The organism is Photobacterium sp. GB-72, from assembly GCF_003026095.1.
Taxonomy (GTDB): domain Bacteria; phylum Pseudomonadota; class Gammaproteobacteria; order Enterobacterales; family Vibrionaceae; genus Photobacterium.
Map to the genome: position 1 here is coordinate 114469 of NZ_PYNV01000008.1, position 20032 is coordinate 134500.

At 37.9% G+C, this 20032-nt stretch carries 21 protein-coding genes, 4 tRNA genes and 1 pseudogene; 8 read left to right on the forward strand and 18 right to left on the reverse strand.

Translation table 11 applies throughout. From position 1 onward, the window contains the following. Positions 1–248: 248 nt before the first annotated feature. Positions 249–617 (forward strand): annotated as a pseudogene (locus tag C9J40_RS11005) (alanine dehydrogenase); the annotation flags it as partial. Between the two features lie 76 nt (positions 618–693). Here the strand turns inward: C9J40_RS11005 and C9J40_RS11010 are convergent. After that, the gene (locus C9J40_RS11010; protein ID WP_107207018.1) at positions 694–1245 is read right to left on the reverse strand and encodes a YbhB/YbcL family Raf kinase inhibitor-like protein; all 552 of its coding nucleotides are present in this window, start codon (positions 1243–1245) and stop codon (positions 694–696) included. 172 nt (positions 1246–1417) lie between these two features. On the opposite strand from C9J40_RS11010, the gene C9J40_RS11015 reads away from it, so the two are divergent. Beyond that, entirely contained in the window at positions 1418–2311 is an 894-nt protein-coding gene (locus tag C9J40_RS11015; RefSeq protein WP_107207019.1) for a LysR substrate-binding domain-containing protein, read from the forward strand. A gap of 45 nt (positions 2312–2356) precedes the next feature. Here the strand turns inward: C9J40_RS11015 and C9J40_RS21995 are convergent, their stop codons facing one another. Beyond that, the gene (locus tag C9J40_RS21995) at positions 2357–2509 is read right to left on the reverse strand and encodes a hypothetical protein (RefSeq protein ID WP_158259278.1); all 153 of its coding nucleotides are present in this window, start codon (positions 2507–2509) and stop codon (positions 2357–2359) included. A 17-nt stretch (positions 2510–2526) separates the two neighbouring features. Next, positions 2527–2901 (reverse strand): hypothetical protein, encoded by a 375-nt coding sequence (locus C9J40_RS11020; protein WP_107207020.1) that lies wholly within the window; start codon positions 2899–2901, stop codon positions 2527–2529. A 294-nt stretch (positions 2902–3195) separates the two neighbouring features. On the opposite strand from C9J40_RS11020, the gene rpoS reads away from it, so the two are divergent. Then, a complete protein-coding gene (gene rpoS, locus C9J40_RS11025; protein WP_107207021.1) occupies positions 3196–4056 on the forward strand; it encodes an RNA polymerase sigma factor RpoS in 861 nt (286 codons plus the stop codon). A 233-nt stretch (positions 4057–4289) separates the two neighbouring features. On the opposite strand, the gene C9J40_RS11030 is transcribed toward rpoS, so the two are convergent. Continuing rightward, positions 4290–4380, reverse strand: a tRNA-Ser gene (locus tag C9J40_RS11030). 195 nt (positions 4381–4575) lie between these two features. Here C9J40_RS11030 and C9J40_RS11035 point away from each other — a divergent pair. After that, positions 4576–5139: a hypothetical protein gene (locus C9J40_RS11035; RefSeq protein WP_233220315.1), complete on the forward strand. Its 564-nt coding sequence runs from the start codon at positions 4576–4578 to the stop codon at positions 5137–5139. Between the two features lie 68 nt (positions 5140–5207). On the opposite strand, the gene C9J40_RS11040 is transcribed toward C9J40_RS11035, so the two are convergent. The 3 genes from C9J40_RS11040 to C9J40_RS11050 form a co-directional block, all read right to left on the reverse strand. Then, positions 5208–5298: transfer RNA gene (locus tag C9J40_RS11040), tRNA-Ser, on the reverse strand. Positions 5299–5435: 137 nt separating this feature from the next. Beyond that, positions 5436–6068, reverse strand: a complete 633-nt coding sequence (locus C9J40_RS11045; protein WP_107246851.1) for an HD domain-containing protein — start codon at positions 6066–6068, stop codon at positions 5436–5438. 72 nt (positions 6069–6140) lie between these two features. Next, positions 6141–6452 carry a hypothetical protein gene (locus C9J40_RS11050; RefSeq protein ID WP_107207024.1) on the reverse strand — a complete coding sequence of 104 codons (312 nt, stop codon included), beginning with the start codon at positions 6450–6452 and terminating at the stop codon, positions 6141–6143. Between the two features lie 246 nt (positions 6453–6698). Here C9J40_RS11050 and C9J40_RS11055 point away from each other — a divergent pair, with 246 nt between their 5' ends. The 3 genes from C9J40_RS11055 (at position 6699) to C9J40_RS11065 (ending at position 9095) form a co-directional block, all read left to right on the forward strand. After that, positions 6699–7286, forward strand: a complete 588-nt coding sequence (locus C9J40_RS11055) for a TetR/AcrR family transcriptional regulator (protein ID WP_107246853.1) — start codon at positions 6699–6701, stop codon at positions 7284–7286. A 143-nt stretch (positions 7287–7429) separates the two neighbouring features. Beyond that, positions 7430–8449, forward strand: a complete 1020-nt coding sequence (locus C9J40_RS11060) for an NADP-dependent oxidoreductase (RefSeq protein WP_107246854.1) — start codon at positions 7430–7432, stop codon at positions 8447–8449. A 22-nt stretch (positions 8450–8471) separates the two neighbouring features. Continuing rightward, a complete protein-coding gene (locus C9J40_RS11065; RefSeq protein WP_105061846.1) occupies positions 8472–9095 on the forward strand; it encodes a glutathione S-transferase family protein in 624 nt (207 codons plus the stop codon). A gap of 290 nt (positions 9096–9385) precedes the next feature. Here the strand turns inward: C9J40_RS11065 and C9J40_RS11070 are convergent. The 7 genes from C9J40_RS11070 to C9J40_RS11100 form a co-directional block, all read right to left on the reverse strand. Continuing rightward, a tRNA-Asp gene (locus C9J40_RS11070) sits at positions 9386–9462 on the reverse strand. A 39-nt stretch (positions 9463–9501) separates the two neighbouring features. Then, a tRNA-Ser gene (locus C9J40_RS11075) sits at positions 9502–9592 on the reverse strand. A gap of 119 nt (positions 9593–9711) precedes the next feature. Beyond that, complete coding sequence (locus C9J40_RS11080) at positions 9712–10356, reverse strand: response regulator transcription factor (RefSeq protein WP_107207030.1); 645 nt, start codon at positions 10354–10356, stop codon at positions 9712–9714. Further along, positions 10337–11704, reverse strand: coding sequence for a cache domain-containing protein (locus tag C9J40_RS11085; protein WP_107207031.1), 1368 nt, complete (start codon positions 11702–11704; stop codon positions 10337–10339). The genes C9J40_RS11080 and C9J40_RS11085 overlap by 20 nt, the downstream gene beginning before the upstream one ends. Before the next feature lie 95 nt (positions 11705–11799). Further along, positions 11800–13086 (reverse strand): TRAP transporter large permease subunit, encoded by a 1287-nt coding sequence (locus C9J40_RS11090; protein WP_045149978.1) that lies wholly within the window; start codon positions 13084–13086, stop codon positions 11800–11802. A gap of 12 nt (positions 13087–13098) precedes the next feature. After that, a complete protein-coding gene (locus C9J40_RS11095; protein WP_107246856.1) occupies positions 13099–13632 on the reverse strand; it encodes a TRAP transporter small permease subunit in 534 nt (177 codons plus the stop codon). Between the two features lie 89 nt (positions 13633–13721). Next, the gene (locus C9J40_RS11100) at positions 13722–14816 is read right to left on the reverse strand and encodes a TRAP transporter substrate-binding protein (protein ID WP_107207033.1); all 1095 of its coding nucleotides are present in this window, start codon (positions 14814–14816) and stop codon (positions 13722–13724) included. Between the two features lie 465 nt (positions 14817–15281). Here C9J40_RS11100 and C9J40_RS11105 point away from each other — a divergent pair, with 465 nt between their 5' ends. Continuing rightward, positions 15282–15833, forward strand: coding sequence for a hypothetical protein (locus C9J40_RS11105; protein ID WP_107207034.1), 552 nt, complete (start codon positions 15282–15284; stop codon positions 15831–15833). A gap of 572 nt (positions 15834–16405) precedes the next feature. On the opposite strand, the gene C9J40_RS11110 is transcribed toward C9J40_RS11105, so the two are convergent. The 4 genes from C9J40_RS11110 to C9J40_RS11125 all read right to left on the reverse strand — a co-directional run bounded on the left by C9J40_RS11110 (position 16406) and on the right by C9J40_RS11125 (position 19963). Continuing rightward, on the reverse strand, positions 16406–16609 hold the full coding sequence (locus C9J40_RS11110; protein ID WP_107246857.1) for a hypothetical protein: 204 nt from the start codon (positions 16607–16609) through the stop codon (positions 16406–16408). 242 nt (positions 16610–16851) lie between these two features. Further along, a complete protein-coding gene (locus tag C9J40_RS11115) occupies positions 16852–17061 on the reverse strand; it encodes a cold-shock protein (protein ID WP_005364106.1) in 210 nt (69 codons plus the stop codon). Positions 17062–17417: 356 nt separating this feature from the next. Beyond that, positions 17418–18914, reverse strand: coding sequence for a DHA2 family efflux MFS transporter permease subunit (locus tag C9J40_RS11120; RefSeq protein WP_107207036.1), 1497 nt, complete (start codon positions 18912–18914; stop codon positions 17418–17420). After that, positions 18914–19963 (reverse strand): HlyD family secretion protein, encoded by a 1050-nt coding sequence (locus C9J40_RS11125; protein ID WP_107246859.1) that lies wholly within the window; start codon positions 19961–19963, stop codon positions 18914–18916. The genes C9J40_RS11120 and C9J40_RS11125 overlap by 1 nt, the downstream gene beginning before the upstream one ends. Between the last annotated feature and the right edge of the window lie 69 nt (positions 19964–20032).

The window sequence follows — 20032 nt, forward strand, 5'->3', positions numbered from 1 at the left end:
TATTGATCTCTAGTACCACTCTAATAACAGCAATAGATATTTATAATAATACAAAAGACAAATGAACTCAGAATGTTACGTTATAATGATATGGAGGCACATAGATACTGTTATGCCTAAGTGAGCTTAAGTTGCAAATTCTTTCACGACTTTACATTCTAAGAAACTAACCCCATGTAATCGCAGGTTATTTTCATATTGCTTGGGAGTATACAATTTGATAGTGAAATCAATACAAAATATGCAACGAGTGCACTATAGAAGATCATGTAATAAGAGCTGATCTTGTTATTGGAGGGGTCTTATTGCAGGCGTAGCAGCACCTAAACTGTTCACAAAAGCAATGATAGAAAAATGAAGCCTGGAACTGCTATTGTAGATGTTGCTATTGACCAAAGTGGCTGTGTAGAAACATCACACCCAACAACACATGATGATCCCACTTACATTATTGTATTGCCAATATGCTAGGTGCCATTGCTTTAAATAACGCAACACTGCCTTATATTCTTGCATTAGCATATAAAGATTATAAACAAGCACTTCTCACAGATAAACATCTACGTAATGGATTAAATATATATCACGGCAACATTACCTGTAAAAACGTCGTAAATGAAAAAATACTTAACAAAAAGCCACTTACAAAAACGATTGATAGTTTAGGTAAGTGGCTTTTTCATCTAATTTCAATTAACGTGCATTCGTTGGCGCAACAAGCACAGCTTTACCAATAACATGAGCAAGAATGTTATAGCCTGCTAATGCTGGTGATGCATTCTCTGGTAATTTAATATTCGCCGTATTTAATGCATACACTGTAATTTCATAATTATGCGGTTTTGAGTTTGGCGGAGGACATGCACCACCAAAACCTTTAAAGCCAAAATCATTCGTTACCATACTTGCGCCTTTTGGTAATTCTTTACCGCCAACAGCACCCGCGCCCGCAGCTAAACTATGTACATCAGCAGGAATGTTAATAACACTCCAATGCCACCAACCACTACCTGTTGGTGCATCAGGATCATACATCGTAACAGCGAAGCTTTTTGTTCCAGCAGGAACATCTTTCCATGTTAATTGTGGTGATACATTCTTGCCTGTACAACCCCATTGGTTAAACAGTTGCTGATTTTGTAATGTTTTATCATTAGTAATATCGTGGCTCGTTAGCACCATCGCTTGCGACATAAATGCAGGAACTGCTAGAAGTACAGCTGCTACTACTTGTTTGATCTTCATTGTTAGTACTCATCATTATAGATTAATAACGATTTAACAGCATAATGTTATTCTAAATTGGTATACTGCCAAACACTTTTTGTTCGTTTTGAATTATATGCACAAAAAATAAATACTACAAATCGATAATAATATTTTGTGAACTTAGAAAAAATAACTTGAAGGTATACCAATGCGGGTCATCCCACCAATAAAAGCCATTGTCTATTTTGAAGCCGCTGCAAGACTACAAAGCTTTAAACTAGCCGCAGAAGAATTATATGTAACGCCAGGGGCTGTTAGTCATCAAATAAGCACACTTGAAGATTTTATAGAACAAAAATTATTTCAGCGACATAACCGCAGTATTACTCTCACTAATGCAGGTCTTCGTTACTTTAGTCGAACAACAATAATTTTAAATGAACTAGAACAAGCAACGGCCGATCTCGGTATCTCTAAAAAAAATCAAAAGTTAACCGTTGCGATACCACCTGCGTTATTAAATAAATGGCTTTTGCCACTCATTAATATTCGACAGTTATCTCAGCAAGGGATCTCGCTCAATTTTATTGATACATTAGAAACGCTCGATTTTGGCAAAGAGAATATAGACATTGCGATTCGATATGGATTAAAGCCACCAGAGCAACATGAATATGATGTCTTATTTAAAGAAAAGATGGTTGCAGTCTGCACTCCTGATTATATTCCTTCATCTAAAGTAAAACTCACAGAGCAACTACTCAGTGAAATCACATTGATAGAAACGACTAATCGTCTAATTCAATGGGATCTTGTTTTACATAATATGAAGATCAAACCGAACAGAAATCAGAATAAAGTTTTTTTCCAAAACTCAATTCAAGCCATAGAGGCGGCTTGTAACGGTTTAGGCATCGCTTTTGTAAATAGAATCTTAGTCCAAAAGCAACTTAATGATGGCACCTTGGTTGAACGACTCAACATCACTTACATTAATGATAAAATGCCAACTTATTATCTCGTGTGTCCTCAAGATAATAAAAATAACCCATCAACAGTTTTGTTATACAATTCTATTTTGCAACTATCTAAAACCAAATAAAAACGGATGATCATTGTATCTTCATCCGTTTATTCTTAAAGCAACTTAATCCTGTTTTAATTGACTATCTGTTAATGCCCTATCATCAGCGATAGCATCTAGCAATCGCTGTAATGATTCTAGTGATTGTTCAAGACTTCCTGAATGCTCTTGAACAATCACGTCTATCTGTTGTTGATAGTCAGATAAATGTCGCATAATCCCCAACCATTCGACTAGTATTTTTCATTTAACACTGTATCACGTGCACGAGACCAGCCATTAGCATAACAAGCCGCTATTTTAGCTTCTTTGTCAGATTTAATCATTGTTGTATCTGTATTAAGTTTTACTTGTAACTTTTGACATTGGCTATCGATAGCACTTTTATAATGCTCACCTTGACTTGATAAATTATAAACTTGATCTTTTGCTGTTGCTTCAGCTTGTTGATAGCAATGAATCAAGCCTTGCTCATCAAAATTTTGGTTATCAATACAGGATTGAACCACAATCGAATTACCAGATATCTCAGCTGCATTAGCATAAGAAAAACATAAAGAAGATAACAGTGCGATTGATAGAGACACGTTTTTAACTAATGATGACATATTTACAAACTCATATATATTTTTTATATAGTACAACGATATATACCAACACGATATATAAACAACAAAAAAAGAGCAGTGTAAAAATAACATTACGTTTATTGATTGTTTAATTTAGATATGAAGCCAATAAATTTATAAATTTACCACATCCAACAGAATATTACATTAATATTACATAAATGTTACAATTAATGTTTGCTTTTTATTAACATTTATATTTATATTTATATAATCAACAAGGTGTTCACGGATTGATTGCACCCCTGCATTTATTTATTAAGGATGAATAAAATGGAAACGACAAGTTTTGAAGTGGATGTAATACGCCTATATCTTAATGATATTTCAAATAAACCTTTACTTAATAAAGATGATGAAATTCAATATAGCCGTAAGTCTTTAACTGGCGATCTTGCTTCAAAAAAAATTCTTATTGAATCTAATTTAAGGCTTGTCGTTAGCATTGCAAAAAAATATCGTGCTTCTAATCTCTCATTAAGTGATCTTATCGATGAAGGTAACATTGGTTTAATGACTGCCGTTGAAAAATTCGATCCAGAAAAAGGGTTTCGTTTCTCTACTTATGCTTCATGGTGGATTAAACAAACCATCGAACGTGCTATTCACAATCAAAACAGAACTATACGTTTACCAGTCCATATTTCTAAAGAAATCAACACATTAATTCGTACTCATCGTGAGCTAATGAAGCGAAATAATAATGAACCTACTCACGAAGATATTGCGCAAGCACTCAATAAAGAAAGTAAAGAAATATCAGCCTTATTCTCTAATGAAGTCAATGTTATTTCACTCGATCAAACCATTGGTGATACTGAACAATCACACACCATTGCTTATTTAGTGGCGGATGAACAAATAACATCACCGAGTGCAGAGGTCGATAATGATGACATGGTAAAAATCACGAACTTGATACTAAATAGAATGAATGCAAGAGATAAGGAGATCATCTGTCGTCGTTATGGCCTGATGGGCTACGAACCGCATACATTACAAGAAGTTGCCGATGCTGTTGGACTAACAAGAGAACGTATACGTCAACTTCAAATAAAATCCTTAAGTAGTTTAAAACGTTCACTAGCACGAGAAAATTATGATTTAGATATTTTATTTTCAAATATAACTTAAAAAAATAAAATAAGTGTGTTTATGGTTCTATTTTATAGCATTCTGCTACAACTCTTTTCTAAAAATAAATATAAACTTGCAATCACACGATTTCATTCAAACAGCAATAATCTTTTAGGCCAAATATCTTACGACTCTTGAAGCTTGTTTGTTCACTCTTCGGGGATTATTGATAATCATCAATTCTATTTTGATATAAAAAAACCTCGTCATTTCTGGCGAGGTTTAAAATGTGGCGGAGAGATAGGGATTTGAACCCTAGATACGCTATAAACGTATGCCGGTTTTCAAGACCGGTGCTTTCAACCACTCAGCCATCTCTCCATGCTGCAAATACTACTCGCTATTTTTAGTTATGTAAATCAGTAGCCGTTTGACTGCGTAATAAAGAGACAAAAGCCTCTACTTCTCTAAATCACTTACCTATCCCAACGTTATTCATCAACTATTCTGATCATTTCTACACAGTAATGCTGCATAACTGGCAATTGCGTCACTGAATGAAGGGAATATCATTAAATGCATTCGTGCAGTTATCTTGCACATTTTGTTAGCGTAAAAGGAAGCATTGCTATGCCAACTGACACTACTTTTGATCATTCTGATTTACTTCACTCACTCATTTCTCGACAATCGCTACTTGCGAATAACCGAATTCAATATATTGCTTATGCAGCAGCACTCGCGACACAAAATAGTACCGTGCTACAACGTATCAAACAGCAAGTCGGTGATATTAATAGCTTACAATTCGCCGATATTAATCACGCTGTCATGCGTATGGCCATGACAAATAACTACTATATGGCAATTCAAAACTTACATTTATCCAATATCAAACAAACTAATGCGTTAGAGCTCAAACCATTACATAGTTTAGATATCGATGATGAAACTGCTTACTACTATGCTTGCATTGCGGCATGTATGGTAAACCAAGGTTATAGTTGTCTAGATGGACATGTTGAATTATTACGATCATTGAATGAATCGGATGATGCAATCAACGCAGCTCTACGTTTAACAGCTTCAATTATGGCAATGGCGCAAGCTGATTTTATTAGTCAATATACTCAATGCTAAAGAAGCGAACTCACAGTTTAAATTTCAGATGCAAAAAAGCCCCGTCATTGCTGACGAGGCTTAAAATATGGCGGAGAGATAGGGATTTGAACCCTAGATACGCTATAAACGTATGCCGGTTTTCAAGACCGGTGCTTTCAACCACTCAGCCATCTCTCCATGGCGCGAATAATACGGAGATAATATGTAGATGTAAATACCCATCTAAATTAAGTGGTTACTATTACAGCGTTATCTTACTATTTACTCTTTCAGCAAGATCAAACACAGCATAAATGCTTATTCTTTGTACTATCTCACCCTATCTCTGACTCTAACTGTCGGAGATAACTTTTCATAAACTCGATCCGTTTAACCGCTTCAATCTTCGCAGCATCTGTTTGCATGGTGTCAGCTAAACCAAGTAACTTAATATAAAAGTGATCTAGGGTGTAACTCGTGTCATCAGGTTGTCGGTTTTGACAAAAAGGATCGTCAAGAGCATACAATGGTCGACCTAAAGATGTGCCAACCTGAATACACCGTGTTAAACCTATCGCGCCAAGTGCATCTAATCTATCAGCATCTTGAACAATTTTTGCTTCCAATGTTAACGGTTTAATATCAGCACTAAAGCTATGCGCCACAATCGCATGATGAATCTCATCATGATGGTCAACGAGTAACTTTTTGTCAGATAAAAACTCGATCGCTTTATTAGCTGCAAGTGTTGAAGCTTGTTTTCTTCGAGGGTCATTTTTAGTAACGGCAACACAGTCATGTAAATAGACCGCAGCAAGAGTAATGTTTAATCGTGCTTGCTCTTGCTTAGCAAGCTGTTTTGCTACTTTCACCACACGTAAAGCATGCGCTTTATCATGCGCTGCATCTGCACTATTTAACAGCTCAAGCTCTGTCGTTAATATTGATTCTAATGTCTTGAGATGCATATCATCGCCTCTGATAATCAAAAGCCGACATCATGTCGGCTTCAATACTTATATTTCTTTATGCGACGAGCATTACTCTTCGTCAAACTCTTCATCATCGAATTCGACAACAAAGTTATCTTCTAAGTAATCAACAACACAACCAACAGCGGCTGATGATACTGAGAATGTATTTGGCTCTACACCTGCTTGCTTAGACATTTCAAGTACAGCCAGTGCGGTATGTTCGTCATTAAAGCCAACATCAAACTGTTTAGCGATATCGCAGCTTGTTTGATAAAGCTCATCCGTTAAGATGACCTCGCCATAGTATTCGCCATCGTCTAAATCAAAATTATCAACCAGTACTTCTATAATGATCTCGTAGTAATTTTGAAAATCCATCACTTAACCTTTTTAACCAATAAAATAAGCAGAAAAGCGTTCTGCTTGAAGATCGTTATAGTTTCATAATCTTGTTTTACACACAATAAAACAAATCCCCCCACAGTAAGTGGGTGACCAGTCTTAGCAGAGCTAACTTAAAAATAGAGTATCAAACATCAAATCATTACTCTTAAGCTAATTTATAGTAAAATCATTCAAACCCAAGCACTAGACGACTGGTCTAATTTATTCTATAGTGACTTCATGAACGAAAAAACAATTGATACACGGCAGCACATTCTTAATGTTGGTTACCAGCTAGTGGTCACGAAAGGATTTACGAGTGTTGGTTTATCGCAATTATTAAGTGCGGCAGAAGTACCTAAAGGCTCTTTTTATCATTATTTCAAATCTAAAGAGCAATTTGGTGAAGCATTGATCCACTCTTATTTTCATCATTATTTACAACGTGTCGCTCAGGTATTAAAAAGCGAGCAAGGCACAGGCTTTGAACAACTCAATGAGTATTTCAAGCTATGGATCAAAGTTGAAAACGGCATCTGTAATGCCAATAAATGTTTGGTGGTAAAGCTCAGTGCAGAAGTCTCCGATCTCTCCGAGCCTATGCGAGAAGCATTAAAGCAAGGAGCAGATAGTGTTGTCGCTTTAATCGCCAAAACAATAGAAAGAGGAATAAAAGATGGCTCAATCGCTAACTGCGACAGCCATGTAACCGCCCAAACTCTTTATAATTTATGGCTTGGAGCAAGTTTACTCAACAAACTAAGTCACGATTTATCAGGATTACAGCAAGCATTAACAACAACACAATCACTACTGCAACCAAAATGATTATCGACAAGACACGTAATAGTGATAAACCGCAGTATTGAAAAGATAATGCCCGCCTATCTACACATTAACGATGCGATAAGGCGGGATTTTTTGAAACACCAACTAGACGACTGGTCTAATTGAAAAAAAGGAAATCAGCAATGACAGCCACTAATCGCCAACTACTATTAGCCTCTCGTCCTGTAGGCGCACCAACTCCTGAAAATTTTCATTTAACAGAAACAACGATCCCAAGCCCGCAACAAGGCGAGTTACTACTTAAAGCCGTTTATCTCTCACTCGATCCTTATATGCGTGGGCGTATGAGTGATAAAAAATCCTATGCTGAGCCTGTCGGTATTAATGAAGTGATGGTCGGTGGCACGGTATGCCAAGTAACCGCTTCTCACCACCCTGACTATCAAGTGGGTGAATGGGTATTAGCGTATTCTGGTTGGCAAGATTATGCCGTTTCAAATGGTGAAGGATTAATAAAGTTAGGAATGAATCCCAGTCACCCATCCTATGCATTAGGAGTAATGGGTATGCCAGGCTTTACCGCATACATGGGGCTACTCGATATCGGTCAACCAAAGCAAGGTGACACTATCGTTGTTGCTGCTGCAACTGGCGCAGTAGGCTCTATGGTTGGTCAAATTGGTAAGATAAAAGGCTGTCGTGTTGTTGGTATCGCAGGTGGTAACGAAAAATGCCAATATGCAAAAGAGACATTAGGATTTGATGAATGTATTGATCACCATGCTGCTGACTTTGCACAACAATTAGCAGATGCATGTACCGATGGCATTGATATTTATTATGAAAATGTTGGCGGTAAAGTCTTTGATGCAGTGCTTCCTCTCCTTAATACAGGCGCACGCATTCCGCTTTGTGGCTTGATCTCTCAATACAATGCAACATCGCTTCCAGACGGCCCAGATCGTATGAATATGTTAATGGGACAACTACTGGTTAAGCGTATCAAGATGCAAGGTTTCATTATTTTTGACGATTATGCTCACCGTTATGACGAATTTGCACAACAAATGTCGCAATGGCTTGCTGAAGGAAAAATTCATTACCGTGAAGATAGAGTCGAAGGCCTAGAGCAAGCTCCACACGCTTTTATTGGCTTACTTGAAGGTAAAAACTTCGGCAAAGTTGTAGTTAAAGTTAGCTAACTAAACCTAAAAAGGACTTATCATGATCATATTGCACCATCTTAATCAATCTCGTTCAAAGCGTATTATCTGGCTACTTGAAGAGCTAGGTGTTGAATATAAAATTCAACCTTATTGCCGAGACAAGGTCACATTTCTTGCGCCACCAGAACTTAAAAGTGTTCATCCACTAGGTAAATCACCGGTATTGGAAGATAACGGAATGATCATTACTGAATCAGGCGCTATCACAGAATATTTAATTGAAACTTACGGTAACGGTAAATTTATGCCTGAACGTGGCACTCAAGCCTATATTGATTATATTCAATGGCTGCATTTTGCCGAAAGTTCAGCCATTTTACCGTTACTTTTAAAGATGTTTGTCACCAAAGATGGTGCAAAAATGAATTTCCTTGGTGATTATGCTGACATGGAAACTCAGAAAGTAATGCAATATTTTGATCAACGGTTAGCTGATAAAACTTACCTTGTAGAAGAGCGTTTAACGGGTGCCGATTTCATGATGTCATTTATTGCTGAAATCCTTGGTAACTATGGCGTATTAGCTGCGTTTCCAAATATTCAACGTTACGCAGAGCAGTTACAAACACATCAAGGCTACCAAACCGCTCAAGCGTTAGAATTACAATATAACGGCGAATAAACCAGTCTCTAAAGCCAAACAGGTCGTTGTTTGGCTTTTACTATACTATTGATTTACAGTGTGAATAGCAGGCTTTCTGCATACAGAAGCCATCACACTTCAGTAACAATATAGATTTTATATACAAAAAGCCCCGTCATTACTGACGGGGCTTCATTGTGTTGGCGGAAGTCTGGACTGGCATTCCAGCGGGACTCTCGACCTCGGCTAGGTGCATCAAGACATACCAACAACAGATTAAACTTTAGATACAAAAAAGCCCCGTCATTACTGACGAGGCTTCGTTGTGTTGGCGGAGCGGACGGGACTCGAACCCGCGACCCCCGGCGTGACAGGCCGGTATTCTAACCAACTGAACTACCGCTCCAATTCTTTATGAAACCCGATAAATCGAATCTCTAGAATATGGCGGAGAGATAGGGATTTGAACCCTAGATACGCTATAAACGTATGCCGGTTTTCAAGACCGGTGCTTTCAACCACTCAGCCATCTCTCCAATGGCGCGAATAATACGTAGTTAAGCTAAGCTTGTAAACATCTTTATTCATTATTTTTATCAGATGCTTATTATCTGTACGACCACCTCAAATAACGCTCAAAAGTACATTAGCAATACTATTCAATAAGCCCTTTTTCTAATGCATATTTCGCTAACTCGGCTGTTGAATGCAATTCAAGCTTATGTTTTATATTCTGACGATGCGTCTCAACGGTCCGATAACTAATCTCTAATGCTTTAGCAATTTGCTTACTGCTCAGCCCTTCGGCAACATGTTTAAGTACCCTTTCTTCGCGACGGCTCAAAGGATTAATATCAGGGCTTTTCACTGGTGAAGATGTCTGAGTAAAAATAGTTTGGCTCGTCGTTTCACAAAAATATGTCGCACCTTGATTCACTGTTTTAATCGCTTGAACCATTTTTTCTGCCGAAATTTCTTTCAACATATAGCCCATTGCACCAACCTGCATTACCTTCATGATATATTCACGGTTGTCATGCATCGTCAGCATCAATACTTTTGCATTAGGCAGTGTTTTTTTAATTTGCTCTGTTGCATCAATACCATTCATGATGGGCATACTGATATCCATTAAAATAACGTCAGGTTGAAGATAACTGACGGTATCTAGTGCCTCTAAGCCATTACTTGCAGTACCAATGACCTCGATATCAGGCTCTAATTGTAACCTTGCCATAAAACCATCAATCACCACTTGATGATCATCGACTATCACAATTTTAATCGTTTGTTCTGTCATACACTAAACCATCCAAGTTTAATAATACGGTGAGTTCAGTACCAAATCCGGGCTCACTATTAAGATCAAACTCGCCACCAATAAACTCCACTCGCTCGCGCATATTTCGCAAACCAATCCCTTTTAAATGATAACGATTTTGGCTATCAAATCCTTTTCCATTATCTCGAATGATCAATTGCAATAACTTTCCAAGTTGTTTCAAATGCACTTCAACATGCGTCGCATCTGCGTGCTTAACAATATTATTTAGCGATTCTTGTACTACCCGATAAAGTGTTGTTGCAACATCAGAGTCTAGCTTTCCAGCCTTTGTATCAAATAGCATATCAACTGATGTACCGGCGTGAGATTGATAGTCTTGTAATAATGTGGTGAGTGCCGCTTCTAAACCAATATCATCCAGAGAGCTTGGGCGTAATTTATGAGAAATATGCCTTACTTCATTAATCGCTAATGTTAAGGAATGCATCGATTTATTCAGGTAATCGACAAACTTTACATCAATGGACTGAAGGCTAAGTAACTCTAAGTGACATTTACTTGAGACTAATAACTGATTGATCCCATCATGTAATTCTCGGGCGACATGTTTTTTTTCAGCTTCTTGAAATAAGACCGTTTTATGCGCTAACTCTTTAAGATTTCTATCAGCCAATCGATGTTCATGTAAGTTAATTGCCAATGTGATCACGATAATTACTGCGACAGTTATTGTTAATATCACCACAATGGAAAAGAAGATCGTATCAATATTATGGTTAATCGCTTGCTGCATAATCGCGACATCTTGGCTGACATCTTCAATATATAATCCGGTACCAATCATCCAATCCCATTTATCTAACCATGCGGAATAACTTAACTTAGTAACCGTTTCTCCCGTTGATGGTTTCTGCCATAAATACTGATGATAGCCCCCCCCACTTTGTGCTTGCGATAACAAAGAAGCAATTAAAAAATCGCCTTGTTCATCTTGTATCTTAATAAGATTTTTACCAATCAACTCAGGCATGATCGGATGAACTAAACTAACTCCATTTTTATCATAAACAAAAAAGTAACCGTCTTTTCCATAACGTAAATTAGTCAATATTGCTTTAACACGCTGCTGCGCTATATCAACATCAATTGTAGAATCATGATAAATATGGGAAATGGCATTTAAAGCAAGATCAACGCTGTCTTTCAATGCTGCTTCTTTGGCATCAATTAAACTATCACGAAAAACAGTGACTTCTTTCTGGCCTAAGGTTTTTGCCTGGTAAATCGATATCCAACTGATACTGACAGTCACAATCAGTAACGGTAATAAAGTTAATAAGATCAATTTTGCTTTTAATGGCATAGAGACCTCCAAACAGCAAAAAGCTGATGTTTTACCACCAGCTCATATTAACAATTTATTATCATTTTTTACTTTTATAGATCACATTATCAATATTAACCCATGCCATAGAAATTCGGGAAAATCAAAATAGAAGCCAGTACCGCAATTTGAATAGCGATAAATGGCATAACTCCACGGTAAATATCACGTGTCGTGACACCTGCAGGTGCAACACCTTTCAAGTAAAACAAACTAAAGCCAAATGGTGGTGTTAAAAATGAAGTTTGAAGGTTCATCGCGACAAGTATGGCAAACCAAGTCATATTTAATCCCATCGCTTCGGCAACAGGCGCTAAAATCGGTACGATAATGAAACAGATCTCAACAAAATCGATAAAGAAACCAAGTATTAAAATAACCAGCATAGTGATGATCAAAAATCCCCACTTTTCACCGGGTAGCGCCATCATCCATTCTTCAACTAAGTAATCACCACCAGTGTAGGTAAATGCCATCGAAAATGCGGTCGCACCTAACAAAATAGCAAAGACCATTGCCGTGACTTTTACCGTTTCTTTTGCAGCCTCATAGATCATTTTCCAACTAAACATGCGATATAAAATTGCTAACACAATCGCGCCAAATCCACCTAATGCAGCAGACTCTGTAGGCGTCGCAATACCTGCAAAAATAGAACCTAGCACCACGATAATTAATGCTAATGGTGGAATAACCGCTTTTAACGCAGTAAAAACCTCTTGCGAACGACTAATGCTGTCATCTCGCTCAATTGGCTGTGCCGCTTCAGGGTTAAGCTTGGCATAAATTAAAATATAAGCGACGTACGCACCTACCAATACAAAACCCGGTAAAATAGCCGCTTGAAATAAATCACCAACAGGCACACCTAGCACATCACCTAATAGTATTAATACAATCGATGGTGGAATAATTTGTCCTAATGTCCCCGATGCACAGATAGTTCCACACGCAAGGCCTTTATCGTAATTATATTTGAGCATAACGGGTAATGAGATAAGCCCCATCGCAACAACAGATGCCCCGACCACACCCGTTGATGCCGCGAGTAATGCACCAACGAGTACAGTCGAAATTGCAATACCACCACGAACGCCACCAAACAGACGCCCCATTGACTCTAATAACTGCTCAGCTAAACGGGTTTTCTGGAGCACTAAGCCCATAAAAACAAACAGAGGCACCGCCATAAGCACCGTATTTTCCATGATTGACTGAATGCGATAAGGCATAAATGCAAACATGTCGAAACCTTCAGCCCAAACACCAAAAATTAAGGCTATTCCGCCAAAAGTAAATGCCACAGGAAAGCCCAGTAATAAGGCAAATAATGCGACAAAAAACATCACGATTCCGATCATTGACGTATTCCTTTACTGATCTTGTTTTAATGCCGCGTGGTGCGGATTAAATAAGGTATTTAATGAGTGAACAACCAGCCCTAAACCGCTGATCGCCATTAAGCCAAATGAGAGAGGGATCATTGTTTTAATTATCCATCGATAAGCAAGACCACCAGGATCGCCAGATGTTTCGCCTAATGCATAGCTCTCTTTGGCGAAATCAATGCCATACCATGCCACCAGTAAACAAAAAGGTAGTAAAAAGAAAAGTGTACCTAAAATATCAATGATCGCTTGGCTTTTACGGGATAGACGCTCATAAAAAACATCAACACGAACATGTCCCGCAGAACGGATCGCGTAAGGAACGCCAAGTAAAAACACAGCGGAAAACAGGTGCCATTCCATTTCTTGAAGGGCAATGGAAACATCATTAAAAACGTAGCGCATAACAACGTCATAAACGACATTAACTAATAATAATATAAATAGGATACTGGCAAACCAACCGAGCACATCACCAATACGATTAAAAAAACGCTCTAGCGTAATCAGACTTTTCATTCCTCACTCCATGGAATCCCACCAAATACGCATAACTGCGATCTTATATGCATAAATGGCAGGATAATAACGTCCTTATTTAAACAGACTTATTGCGCTTGGCTATTAAGGTAGGCACGATGAGATATATTGGTCCATGAACGTACCTGGTTTAGATAATCCGCTTGTGATTTTTGAATCGCTTTTGCTTGTTCATCTTTTTCTGCATGTTGTGCAAGGAGGCGATCATTCGCGTCACGTAATGCTTTCATCACTGCTGGCGGGAAATCTTTCACTTTTATATCAGGGTAAGTTTGTTGAATTGTTGACCAGTTTTTACCGCTTGCATGAGTAGCTTGGGTATACATATCATAAGCCGCAGTACGCATTGCAACACGTAAGATCTCTTGAAGATCGGCAGGTAAACGCTCCCATGTGCGCTTATTTACTAGGAACTGTAATTCTGATCCTGGCTCATGCCAACCTGTGTAGTAATAAGGTGCTATTTTATGAAAACCCATGCGCAAATCTAATGATGGGCCTACCCACTCAAGCGCATCAATGGTATTTCGCTCAAGTGAAGTATAGAGCTCTCCTGGTGCAATATTGGTTGGCTTAGCACCAACTTCAGCAAGAATTTCACCCGCAAAACCAGGGATTCTCATTTTCAACCCTTTCAGATCATCAACGGTATTGATCTCTTTTTGAAACCATCCCCCCATTTGAATATCTGAATTACCGCCAGGAAATGAAAGCAAGTTATGAGGTGAATAGACTTGCTCCATCAACTCCATACCACCACCATGATAGAACCACGCATATTGCTCAGCAGGGGTCATACCAAAAGGCATAGAGGTAAAGTATAAGGTGTTTGGAACCTTCCCCTTCCAGTAATACGATCCTGAATGTCCCATGTCGTATTGACCAGATTTCACCATATCGAAGATACCAAGTGGTGCTTTATGCTTATTGGCAGAGTCAATACGAATTTTCAAACGGCCGTTAGACATTTTTTCTGCCATCGCCGCCATGTTCTTTGTGGCATCACCAAAGATCGGAAAATTGGGTCCCCATGTTTCAGCTAATTTTAAACGGTATACTTTTTCTGATGCTTGTGCGCTTGTTGCCAGAATAGCAACACACCCTAGTGCAACGATTAGGCTTTTTTTCACCACACGTTTCACTACGCTACCAATAATAGTCATTCACTCATCCTTGCTTTATATGATTAGGCTACAAAATGATGTTCAACATACTTTGGCTTAACGCTATACAAGATAAAATGAGAAGGACTACGGATTAAAAGTTAAAAATCGTTAATAAACACAAAAAGAAAACCACGTATAAAATCGTATCGATAAAATTTAAATTATTATTTATCAATAAGTTATAAAAAAACTTACACTACGTATTTATACGTAATAATCAAGAATAACGATTCGCTGAATAAGATATAATTTATGTGAACTCTGCACATTTAATTCATTCCGTATAAGAAGAAATTAGTTGAAATATGAAGCTTCATCTAATGTCATGGAAATGACAACTGTGGTAGGATCCCTCGAAATTAGCTTAACAACAAGTAACTAATGTTGCTTAAACGTTAATAAACAGAATCAAGCACTATTAAATGTCATTACTATCAATGACATCACTGAGAGATATTTACATTGGTTGATCTATTAAAAGAAGTATTAGGCTGGACTTCCGTCGTCTTATATATCCTGCTTACTATATTTAACAGCATGAAATTCACTCGTTATGCTGCTTTTGCATCTGCAACAAATGATACTGTTTGGTCAATTCTAATGGGATGGTGGCCGAAAGTAATTTTAAACCTTTCCGTTAATGCGATTAATGCTTATCGCTATGTAAAAGACTTCACCAAAATGGGGAAGGCAATAGTCCACACACTTGCTGCCATTATGGCATCTGCCATTATATATATAACTTACGTTGCTATTAGTGCTTTCATTGCAGAGCCAACGATTACTGTCGCATTACAATATTTAGATTTAGCCGTTATTGTTGCCGCGCTTTATATGACTTCACTGAAAAATTATCGCATGTTAATGCTGACATCAGGTTTTGTTGGTATGGCCGGATATTATGGCAATCCACAAATGATGATCATTAAAGCATTAGTGATTGTTATTATGAGCTACAAACTATATTCGACACGTCATCAGACACAAGAACAACTACTAGCTGAAAATCATTAAGATCTCACTGGTTTATTAATAAGCTGTAGAGCGCAACGTTCTGCAGCTTTTTTATAACGAGCGCCACATTATCCTACCTTTTGCACATTCAATTCAGTGCCAAAATCAACCTAGCCCTTTACTACACATAGAGAATGACACTCACCAAGTAAGTAGCCTACATATAGTTTCAATCATGGATACGAATAAATGTGTCAGGATCATCGACAAAATAGGTATGTTGAACATTAAGCCGTTCATAGAAGGATCATAGCTGGGAGAATCGATGCTAAGGGACAACTGCTTTTTATCGCGATGGTGTGGAAGGCAGCACTGGAGGCGCTCTATCACGTTAGTTGTGACGTTCAATGTTTTTATTAACGAGGATACAGAATAAACAAGGGAGAGAAAGTTATTATTGTTGGCAATATGGGAAAATAAAGGAAGTGTATGTAAGCCAACATAACCATAGACAAATGATGATTTTTACTTACTAACGGGTAACTATTCGCTAGTTTTAGTTTAAGGCAGACACCCCGTTCTGCCTCTCTGCTTTAAATAAACCATGACTTGCAAACATGTTATTTTAAACCTTAATCAACAATTGAAAAATGCCCAATCTCTTTATTATTATGATTAGTAATAATGCCTTTTTCTGATTGTTCACAGTACGTAAAGTTGACATCTAATGTATCTAGCTTACCGTTAATTAAAACATGTCGGCGCAATACATCACTATTTAACTGATGCATAGATGCATTCCAGCTAAGATCATTAACCTTGAAGTTGATAATCATAATATACCTCTTTAAATTGTCGCGTTGATGAATTCTAGCTATGACAATAGTAAAGCTAAATATCAACGGTTTTATAGCGTTATGAATTTTTAATGAAGATTATGAGTACGGCGATTAGCAAAACTGCTAGGGGTGAAACGAAGATGAGTAAAGTGTTTTGAAGAGTGTAACGCAGAAGGAATTTTTTTAATTAAGTGGTGTAACAAGTTACACCACTTAGAAATCTTATAGAAACTATAAAATTAAAGAGCTACAACGTTTGCAGCTTGAAGACCTTTTTGGCCTTGCTCTACTTCAAAAGACACTTTTTGGCCTTCAGCAAGAGTTTTGAAACCTTCAGAAGCGATAGCACGGAAGTGAACGAATACGTCAGCACCGCCATTGTCTTGAGTAATGAAACCAAAACCTTTCTCTTCGTTGAACCACTTAACGATACCAGTTGACTTAGACATAATGTGTCCCTTATATAAAATTCATAGAAAATATCGCAAAATTGCGATGCACTGAAAGCTTGAATTATTAAATACGATGAAGCGAAGGAAACACAAAGGTACAACTAAACGAAGATACTTCTGGAGATTTTCTTTAACTTAACTCTTTATTAATAACTCTGAACAACAGAGCGTAGACATAATCACATTAAACGTATTGACTGTAAACTGTTTTTTATGAAAAAAACCAAAATAAATTATAACTCACTGATTTTAAATTACTTAAAATACATATCACCTATAAAAAAAGCAGATCATTATTGATCTGCTTTTTTTCTATCACTCGATTAATGTATATTTACATTCTTAAGCACTGACTATGTTTTCTTAAACTTGAACAGTGTTAAGAGTGGTAACAGCACAATGTAAGAGACAAAAATAAATCCAAAGGTATACACAAAAGCAAGCAAAGTTGACTGCTGATGTAATAGCTCACTGATTTGGGCGATAAAATGAGGATCCGTTACAGTTGTATGCTGCATCATTGCCTGCTGCTGTAATTGCGGATTAGTTAATGTTAAATCCGCCCCTAAGGCATGCCACTCTCGTTGCTCTGTACGTGTAAAATACGTATTAACAATAGAGATACCAAATGAACCACCAATGGTTCGGCAAAGGTTGAAAATAACCGCACCACCAATTGTATCTGTATGACTTAATGTTCGATATGCCATTTGGCTTAATGGCGCGAATACAAGCCCCATCCCTAACCCCTGAACAATCGATGGCATTACTACCCAGTAATAATCAATATTCATTGAATACTGCATCATTAAGTATGTACCAAGAATATTAAAACCGAGCCCTACTGCTACTAGCATACGTGGATCTAATCTATCCATAAATCTAGCAATCACAAGTAGTACAATTGCAGAGGTTAATCCCCTAGGCGCCATGGCAAACCCTGTTGCTTCTACTGGGTAATGTAGTAACTGTTCTAGCATCATAGGTTGTAATTGGGTAATACCAAACATCCCCATTGAGAAGCCAGCCATCATTAAACAAGAAACAGCAAGGTTTCTATCTTTAAGCAACCACATAGGAGCAACATCGCCTTTAGTGATCCATGAGCGTGCGATAAAGAAAATCCACGCGATAACGCTGATCACCGCAGAGAACAGAATAAAGTTAGATTCAAACCATCCTTCTTCATTACCTCTGTCTAATACCATTTGTAACAGCCCAATACCGATAGTCATACCTATCACTAAAGGCCAATCTAGTTTGCTCTTACCGCGTCCATCTAACTTCACAAAGAAATAAAGCAGAGATAAACAAATCAAACCAATGGGTACATTAACGTAAAAAATCCAGCGCCAATCCATATTTTCGGTAATGATACCGCCAACGGTAGGGCCTAAAATAGGCCCTAATAATATCCCAACACTGAATAACGCCATTGCTTTACCACGTTCTTCAGGCGGATATATTTGCACCATGATAGATTGTGATAAGGGGATCACTGATGCGCCGAACGCGCCTTGAAATATTCTAAAAGTTACCATTTCAGCAAGGCTGTCAGCCTGTCCACATAAAGCAGACATAGCCACAAAACCGGCAACCGAAAAGAGCAATAATTTACGTACTCCAAGTTTAAGCGCCAAATAGCTCGCTAAAGGAATGAAGATCGCTTCTGCCATCGAATATGAGGTTAACACCCATGTTACTTGCTCTGAAGTTACGCCTAACGCTCCCATCATATGAGGCAAAGCAACATTCGCGATAGTCATATCTATCAGCACCATAATGGCAGATAGCATGACAGCAAAAGTGATCAACAACCGATTGGCTGGCGTTAACGTAGCACCCGTCATTACTTAGTCTCTGTTAACGTATCAATAGTGACTTCCGCACTCGCTCCAACACGAAGTAAAGGCTTACCTTTTAAATCATCAAATTGAATACGAACAGGGAAACGTTGAGGTACTTTAACCCAATTACCCGTTGCGTTTTCAGGAGGGAGTAATGAGAACGATGAACCGCTTGCTGGTGATAAGGCAATAACGTGGCCTTGATATGTCACATCTGGGTACATATCTAAAACAATACTGGCTTTCATGCCTGGTTTTAATAAACCAATCGACTTTTCTTTGTAATTAGCTTGAAGCCACGCCGTATTATCTTCAATCAAAGGCATGACAGATAACCCTGGCGATACAATACTGCCAGGTCGGACACTCACCTTACCTAAACTACCATCATGGGGAGCATAAATATTGGTGTAGGATAAATTCAACGTCGCTTGGCTTAATGCTGCCGCCGCTTGTTTAACCTGAGGCGCTTCATCACCTTTAGCACCTTGCTGGTTAATTAACTGGCTCATTTTAGCACGCGCAGCTTCTAATGCTGTTTGAGCGGAGGCTAATTTAGCTTTAGCATCATCACCTTCCTGTAAAGGTAATAATTTGCGATTCACTAAATCCATTACTCGACGATAATTTTTTTGCACATCAACAAGCGTAGCGTCTGCTGATCGTACATTAGCACTTGCCGCTAAAATTGCATCATCTGTCGCTTTATTTTCTTGTGTCGCAACTTCATACGCAGCTTTTGCTTTTTCTAACTCTATTTCAAAAGGAGCAGGATCAATCGATAATAATAAATCGCCTTCCGCTACATGCTGGTAATCATTCACATTGACTGTAAGTACTTTGCCACTAATTTGTGGTGCAACATATAAAATATTGGCGTGGACATAGGCATCATCCGTCGCTGGATATAACTTTTGATGGCGAATATAAAAATACCCAGCCGTTCCTAACAGTGCAGCTAAAAGTACAAAAATTAATAGATTACGGAACATATGTGAATCATTTTCTGGCGTCTGAAGTTGTTCAGACGGCGAGTTATCAGTCGTTGCCATTAAAATATCCTATTTAGCTGAAATATCGCTAAATTTGAGTCTAGATGATAAATATATATTGTTGTAATA

Bases quoted from the DNA above. Each gene is read 5' to 3' on its own strand.
- C9J40_RS11035 (WP_233220315.1), top strand. From the start codon at position 4,576: ATGCATTCGTGCAGTTATCTTGCACATTTTGTTAGCGTAAAAGGAAGC.
- rpoS (WP_107207021.1), top strand. From the start codon at position 3,196: ATGGAAACGACAAGTTTTGAAGTGGATGTAATACGCCTATATCTTAAT.
- C9J40_RS11050 (WP_107207024.1), bottom strand. From the start codon at position 6,452: ATGGATTTTCAAAATTACTACGAGATCATTATAGAAGTACTGGTTGAT.
- C9J40_RS11045 (WP_107246851.1), bottom strand. From the start codon at position 6,068: ATGCATCTCAAGACATTAGAATCAATATTAACGACAGAGCTTGAGCTG.
- C9J40_RS11125 (WP_107246859.1), bottom strand. From the start codon at position 19,963: ATGGCAACGACTGATAACTCGCCGTCTGAACAACTTCAGACGCCAGAA.
- C9J40_RS11055 (WP_107246853.1), top strand. From the start codon at position 6,699: ATGAACGAAAAAACAATTGATACACGGCAGCACATTCTTAATGTTGGT.
- C9J40_RS11060 (WP_107246854.1), top strand. From the start codon at position 7,430: ATGACAGCCACTAATCGCCAACTACTATTAGCCTCTCGTCCTGTAGGC.
- C9J40_RS11080 (WP_107207030.1), bottom strand. From the start codon at position 10,356: ATGACAGAACAAACGATTAAAATTGTGATAGTCGATGATCATCAAGTG.
- C9J40_RS11110 (WP_107246857.1), bottom strand. From the start codon at position 16,609: ATGATTATCAACTTCAAGGTTAATGATCTTAGCTGGAATGCATCTATG.
- C9J40_RS11095 (WP_107246856.1), bottom strand. From the start codon at position 13,632: ATGAAAAGTCTGATTACGCTAGAGCGTTTTTTTAATCGTATTGGTGAT.
- C9J40_RS11085 (WP_107207031.1), bottom strand. From the start codon at position 11,704: ATGCCATTAAAAGCAAAATTGATCTTATTAACTTTATTACCGTTACTG.
- C9J40_RS11010 (WP_107207018.1), bottom strand. From the start codon at position 1,245: ATGAAGATCAAACAAGTAGTAGCAGCTGTACTTCTAGCAGTTCCTGCA.
- C9J40_RS11065 (WP_105061846.1), top strand. From the start codon at position 8,472: ATGATCATATTGCACCATCTTAATCAATCTCGTTCAAAGCGTATTATC.
- C9J40_RS11020 (WP_107207020.1), bottom strand. From the start codon at position 2,901: ATGTCATCATTAGTTAAAAACGTGTCTCTATCAATCGCACTGTTATCT.
- C9J40_RS11090 (WP_045149978.1), bottom strand. From the start codon at position 13,086: ATGATCGGAATCGTGATGTTTTTTGTCGCATTATTTGCCTTATTACTG.
- C9J40_RS11015 (WP_107207019.1), top strand. From the start codon at position 1,418: ATGCGGGTCATCCCACCAATAAAAGCCATTGTCTATTTTGAAGCCGCT.
- C9J40_RS11100 (WP_107207033.1), bottom strand. From the start codon at position 14,816: ATGACTATTATTGGTAGCGTAGTGAAACGTGTGGTGAAAAAAAGCCTA.
- C9J40_RS21995 (WP_158259278.1), bottom strand. From the start codon at position 2,509: ATGCGACATTTATCTGACTATCAACAACAGATAGACGTGATTGTTCAA.
- C9J40_RS11115 (WP_005364106.1), bottom strand. From the start codon at position 17,061: ATGTCTAAGTCAACTGGTATCGTTAAGTGGTTCAACGAAGAGAAAGGT.
- C9J40_RS11120 (WP_107207036.1), bottom strand. From the start codon at position 18,914: ATGACGGGTGCTACGTTAACGCCAGCCAATCGGTTGTTGATCACTTTT.